At 52.2% G+C, this 6,000-nt stretch carries 5 protein-coding genes; all 5 read right to left on the bottom strand.

The features are described from left to right. Positions 1-16: 16 nt before the first annotated feature. On the bottom strand, positions 17-181 hold the full coding sequence (locus MWU61_RS18820; protein WP_247130008.1) for a hypothetical protein: 165 nt from the start codon (positions 179-181) through the stop codon (positions 17-19). Positions 182-806: 625 nt separating this feature from the next. Beyond that, a complete protein-coding gene (locus tag MWU61_RS18815; RefSeq protein ID WP_247130007.1) occupies positions 807-2,168 on the bottom strand; it encodes an efflux transporter outer membrane subunit in 1,362 nt (453 codons plus the stop codon). A 481-nt stretch (positions 2,169-2,649) separates the two neighbouring features. Further along, positions 2,650-3,021 (bottom strand): hypothetical protein, encoded by a 372-nt coding sequence (locus MWU61_RS18810; protein ID WP_247130006.1) that lies wholly within the window; start codon positions 3,019-3,021, stop codon positions 2,650-2,652. Then, positions 3,018-4,610 (bottom strand): GMC family oxidoreductase, encoded by a 1,593-nt coding sequence (locus MWU61_RS18805; protein WP_247130005.1) that lies wholly within the window; start codon positions 4,608-4,610, stop codon positions 3,018-3,020. Before MWU61_RS18805 ends, MWU61_RS18810 begins: the two co-directional genes overlap by 4 nt. 150 nt (positions 4,611-4,760) lie before the next feature. Continuing rightward, complete coding sequence (locus MWU61_RS18800) at positions 4,761-5,888, bottom strand: O-antigen ligase family protein (protein WP_247130004.1); 1,128 nt, start codon at positions 5,886-5,888, stop codon at positions 4,761-4,763. Positions 5,889-6,000: the final 112 nt, after the last annotated feature.

Raw genomic sequence — 6,000 nt, 5'->3', positions numbered from 1 at the left:
AATATATCAATGGCTTCTACAATCCGCGCCGCCGACACTCAGCACTGGGCTGGAAAAGCCCCGTCGCTTTCGAACGGAAAGCGGCATAAACGAGCACTTGGGGCGGCACGAAAGCGCGACAGGTCCATTCCTGTTCCTTGATCATCGCAATGATCTGTTCGTCCGAAAATCGTGCCTTCATTTGTCCGTCCCTTTGTTAGGCGGACTCTACACCAATTTGGAGGAGTTTTAGGGGCGCAGGTCACTTAGCAAATACCACAATGTCTGCCGAATTGGAGATCTGCGGTGATGCGCGTTGGACAGGCACTTTGTCGGGAAAATTCCGTCGAAACCGCCTAGACTATTATGTTGACGCAGTTGCATCTTGGCAAACATCCCTGTAGCGCTACGTTCCTAACCGATAAGGGCTTTTGGCGATAGAGCCGCAGGATCTGGCGACTGGGCTGGAACCTACAATGATAGAGACAAGAATATATGCGTTTTGTGCGATCACTTGGCATTCTTGGCGGATTGATCGCTTTATCTATCGCATTAGGGCTTTATTTTGACGGATCTCTTTTGATTTGGGTGATAGGTGCTTGGATTTTGAGTGCGCCAGTAATTCTGTTGGACGCTTGGATTTTCACATCTGCGGGCAAAGATACAATTTCAAGCGTGAAAACCGAGTGTAAATCTACCCAGTTGAGCCCAGTTAGCACGGACCAACCCAAAGTTCGGGCTCTTTCGCGCCGTCGTTCTGACGACTGATACGGACCACTCGCAAGAACGGCCTGCGCGCAACTTCGGGACGTCATGAGGCGCCGTTATTATTGCGTTGTCATTGTGGCAATAGCTGATGCCCCCTGCCCAATTGCGATTTGCAAATCCATCCAAGAGACTGCGTATTCTCTAAGCGCATCCGCCACTGCCAATTGATTTGCGGCATGTTGGCGTTCGGCGTTCAGCACGTCCGTGAATGGGACAACGCCGCTTTGGTAGCTCCGCCTGCTCAGGTCCACGACTGCCTTTGACGCGTCGCGCGCGTGCTCCAGATGGGTCACCTTTTGTTGTAAATTCTGCGAGAGACTAAGCGCGATCTGCACCTCTTCGACCGCCTTGAGCACTGTTGCGCGCCATGTAAGTTCGCCGGTCCGCGCTTGCGATTCCGCGATCTGTTGGTTGGCCTCTAAGGCGCCACGGTTCAAAATTGGAATGCTGAGCTTTGGTCCAAAGCTCCATCCGTCTGTCGCCCCTGCTGACAGGGTGCCGCTTAATGATATCGACGGCAGTAATTGCGCCTCTGCGATGCCGATGGCGGCGGTGGCCGCGATCAGGTCCTGTTCGGCGGCTCGGACATCTGGCCGGTTGCGGATTAGGTCAGCGGGATGCCCCACCGGACTGGTGCCGTGTGGGCGCGGCTGGAACGCGGCGGCCTGCATTTTGGTCATTATCGGTTGTGCAGGTTCTGCCAAAAGCGTGGCGATGCGAAAGACACTCGTTTCAAATTGCGCGAACCTCGTCGGAAGCGTCGCCTCGGATGTAGCGAGCTCAGACCGCGCGCGTTGGACGTCCAATTCTGTCGCGTCCCCGACATCGCGCCTTTGCGTGATCTGTCGCAGTGTCTGTCTGCGGCTACGCACTGTCATACGTGAGATTGCGGCAGCTTCCTGATAATAGCGTGCCTGAAGATAGGCGTTGGTGATATCCGCGAGATAGGCAAGCCGGACCGCGTCGACGTTCGCTTGTGCCGCACCAAGGTTTGCTTGCGCTTGTGTCTGACGGTTTTCATGTTCTCCAAACAGATCAACAACGTAGCTACCGCTGGCACGTGAGTTGGACAGCGTCGTGGGCCCGTCATCGAAATTCTGCCGTGTGACGGCCGCCTCGACTCCGCCGGTGAGCTGCGCGTTCAAACCCACACGACCAAGGGCCGCTTCTGCGGCGTTGCTGCGTTCAATTGCAGTGCGCACATCAAGGTTTTGAGATGATCCTCGGGCAATCAGGCCCGTCAGTAATGGGTCATTCAAACGATCCCACCATGCCAGATCTGCCGCGTTTTCCAGCGTCGCAGGAGCCGCGTTGACAAAATTGTTGCGTAGTTCAATCGTAGGGGCCTGATATTCTGGCCCCATGCGTTCGCACCCAGCAAATGCCGTACCGCAAATCAGCGGCAATACTAAACGATTCATAAAAAAATGCCTGTAATTATTGCATTCAACGCTAATGCACAGACGCCCAAACACAAAAAATTTGCTCTGGTACGGCGTAAATTTCCCGGCAAGGGTGTGATTTTTTGGCACAATTTGAGGAAAAGCGGGCAAAAAGTGTCAGAACTATGGCGGAATTGCGGCGACCGAGCGCGGTTGTGCGCAGGTCATTTCAAACGGAGGCACTGTCGATGCAATCATCAACCGTCTTGAATATGAATACGCTGAAGCAAACGCCCAAAGTCGTTCCGCCGTTAGTCTACAGCAAGATCGTTTGTTCGTCGTGATCGTGTTAAAACGTTCAGCGGTCGTCACGCGATCCATGTCGCATTAGACGAATGATGATCAACAGACCAAGGATACAGAAAATCGCAGTGGCGGTATAAAAACTGGCCGGCACAAAAAATCGGACAAGAATGCTTAGCAGTATAACGGTTACTACAATGACAATTATTCTGGTCACTTAACTATACCACTCTGTTGCTGGAAGTGACGCCAGCGCATACAGGCGCGCTTCTGTCCGGCTGAGGGTCCAGCCGTCTACGTAAACTGTGTCGGCGTTCGCGAAGTCGTTTCGGATTTCCTGCATCCAACGGCGACAGATCAGGTTTTGCGGTTGCTCGTTGCTGATCTGCAAGGCGCTGCGCAGGTCATATGCGTTCGTTTCGACGACCCCCGCGCGTATGATTACCTTTCCGATTTTGGATGCTGGACCTACGTAATTATTGGGCTCTATGTCGATCATTTCTGCAGATGCGCCATGTCCGTTCAGTGCGAAACCAGCGAGCGCACAGATAAATCCGCGGCGATTGAGCAGGCTGTGGGTCGATGTCATAATCTGCCCTCCGCAGCAGCATCCTTGAAATAGTCGGCCATCCTGATTGCCAATGCCCCGATGGTCAGGGTCGGGTTCGCGTAGCCCATCGTCGGAAACACTGAACAGCTGCATATATGCAGATTTGACATGCCATGGACGCGGCAATCTGCATCTACAACGCCTGTTTTGGGGTCAGCAGACATGCGCGTTGTCCCGCAATGGTGTTTGCCCCGTCCGACGTATGCGGGCCAAGTATAATCATCTCTCAAAACTTCGGTCCATGCGCGGCCGATACCCAGCCGACCAATTTCCTGTATCAAAAGTTCTGAGGCGCGTTTGACTGTTTGCATTTCCATATCGGTCAATTGCCAGTCCAATGCGACGCGATGCTGCCCAAACATATCTTTTTCGGCAACAAGATGAACGGAACTGTCCGGATTTGGCACACATTCAAAAGTCAGCCAAGGTGCGAACCAAGGCCGTTCTATGAACGTATCGGTTTCGGCATCGAATTTGCGAATGATCCGATTGGTTGCGCCATCCAGATCGGTCAGGACATTCATCAGTTCAGATGAAAGATATGGCGGCGCTTCGTTCTCTCGCAAGCCACCTATTAGCCTGCTGAGTGACATGTCACCCGGCGATCGGTTTGTTTCGAACAGGTGGAACACGAAACCGGGCATTTTTTCGCGACGCTGCAAGGCTTCTGATGGGATAACAGCAGGTTGGACGCCGCCGACCTCAAAGAAATGCTGCTGGGCATAAAGCGCCAAATCGTCTTGCTGATCTTGCGCAAAAAACGTCATTGCGGGGCGCAATGCCCCGTGATCGCCGAAAAACTTGCCGACAAGTTCGTAATCGTTTCCGAGGCCTGCAGTGGCCGTGGAATTTGATAGCAACATTAGTCTGGGAATTTCGATACCTCCTTGCGCAAGCACGAAACGGGTGGCGCGCACACGGAACCGTGGCCCGTCGATACAGGCGACTTGCACCTCTTTCACGGCTGTTGCTGTGTCGTTGGTGAGCACATCCAATACATTTGCGTAAAGATACGTCGATATATTGGGGGACTGTTTTAGCGCCGCTTCGTATGTGTAACCGAATGCCGTAGGGGGACTTTCGTTGATCGGAAGGTTGACGAAAATTTCAGGATCGAACTTTATTGGATCTAGTCCAATCTCTTTCGCCCAATATTCCATGTCGTATGGGCGTTCGGTTTGGAGTTCAAAATACGGTTGGGCGCGTTCATAAAATGGCGCGAGATCATCATAGCTTATCGGCCAGCCAGAGTGCGGAATTTCATCGCGTTTTTCAAAATCAATTGGCGCCAGCGGCATACAGTTTCCAGCCCAATGATTCGAAGAGCCACCCAGCATCCGCAGTCGTGAGTCGTCAAGCGGATCGTACTGAAATCCCAAAATGGGGCCCGCGGCAAGCGACTGCGTTTCCGGATCGTAGTTCATACCGCCGCTTTCCAGCAGGATAACGTCTAAACCGGTCCCAGAAAGTTCAAGCGCGAGGGTAATGCCCGCAACGCCGCCACCGACAATACAGATATCAGTCTCAAGTTCTTCACCATCTGGAAGTTGTCTTGCATCTAAAATCATTAATCAAACCTGTGTGCATAAAAAATTTATTGCCCTGTATTAATAGCCAGCGCGATCTAAACTGCATAGTCAGACGTCGGTTCGAAACAAATGGTCATGACCAAAAGCTAATTTGAAGGGCGCGAAATCCAGACCCCGACCTGTTTCAATCTAACAACCAACTAATCTTGGGCGGCGCGACCAGAATAATCCATTGTTCCTCGCGTTTGTGTTGGAGAGACTTTGTTCGTAAATTCTTTTCTCGCGTTGTTGTTCACGAATTTGGCGCATTATCGACAATCCCCCAATCCAGAGAAGCATGTGGAAAAGAATAAAGGGTTTGTAAAAATCAGCTTCGGCAAAGATGCGTGTGGTGACAGCCGCACTTTGACTGAGAAAGAAGATCGCAGGCATTGATCCAAGCGTCATCGCCCCGCGCAGTGTCCATCCCAGTGCCCAGGTCAGTGCCAGAACCGTCATGCCAAGTCCGATAAGGCCCTGATGGACCGCTATTTCGTAAAAGCTGTTATGGAAATTGAACGTCGTGTTCCGGCCCTTGTAAAAATCGGCATGGATTTTGCGAACAAGTGGCGATTCATCGTATCGCCAGAAACCGCCAGATCCGACACCCAGAAAAGGGTGTTCGCGAATTTGATCTTCGGCATACATCCAAAGAACGGTACGACCCGTCAACGACCTATCTTTGCCGAGCGCGTCAAGCACTGGCCCAATAACGTCGCCCAGCGGTTCAGCAAGAACCCATGCCGCAAGCGCAAAGCACGCCGCCAATGCGATACAAATTGCCCCTAGTCTCAACGGGCGCAACCATGTGCCCAGTAGAACCAGCCCCGCGATAATCACGCCGCCCCCCGTTGCGATAGCGAGCAAAAGAGCAGTTGCTGATTGGCTTTCAACGATAAGAAATAGGCTTAAGAAAACGAATGATATCCCGAAACAGCGAATCCAGCGCAGCGCGCCTTTGTCCAGTGTTATGGCGATCGCAACGGTCCACAGGATCACCATATTGGTCCCGAGCATGTTTTTATGCGGAAACAGACCGGGGACCATTCGCCCGGTTCCTAATCCATATACCAAATTGAGCACGGCAACCGTACCCGTCGCGGCGAGCACGGCGTACAAAATTTGTCGCGGTTGCAGTGTGAGGACGATGACATAACAGATCACCATGGTAAGCATCAGATAGATCGATGTTTTGAAAGCTATCATCGGCTCCACTGCCCAAAGCGGCGAAATCAAGCACCAGAATGGCAACAGCAAAATAATAAGTGAACGCGACATCAACCACGTCATTTCGTCGCGTCTTTGCCAAGCACGTAACGCGAAATAAAGTGCCAGCGGATAGAGCAAGAGTTCGTCACGCCGAAACTGTATGAACGTGACAAGAAACCAA

Origin of the sequence: Loktanella sp. F6476L (genome assembly GCF_023015725.1) — a bacterium.
Taxonomy (GTDB): Bacteria; Pseudomonadota; Alphaproteobacteria; order Rhodobacterales; family Rhodobacteraceae; genus Yoonia.
This window is presented reverse-complemented; position numbering and strand designations above follow the sequence as displayed.

Bases quoted from the DNA above. Each gene is read 5' to 3' on its own strand.
- MWU61_RS18820 (WP_247130008.1), bottom strand. From the start codon at position 181: ATGAAGGCACGATTTTCGGACGAACAGATCATTGCGATGATCAAGGAA.
- MWU61_RS18815 (WP_247130007.1), bottom strand. From the start codon at position 2,168: ATGAATCGTTTAGTATTGCCGCTGATTTGCGGTACGGCATTTGCTGGG.
- MWU61_RS18810 (WP_247130006.1), bottom strand. From the start codon at position 3,021: ATGACATCGACCCACAGCCTGCTCAATCGCCGCGGATTTATCTGTGCG.
- MWU61_RS18800 (WP_247130004.1), bottom strand. From the start codon at position 5,888: ATGTCGCGTTCACTTATTATTTTGCTGTTGCCATTCTGGTGCTTGATT.
- MWU61_RS18805 (WP_247130005.1), bottom strand. From the start codon at position 4,610: ATGATTTTAGATGCAAGACAACTTCCAGATGGTGAAGAACTTGAGACT.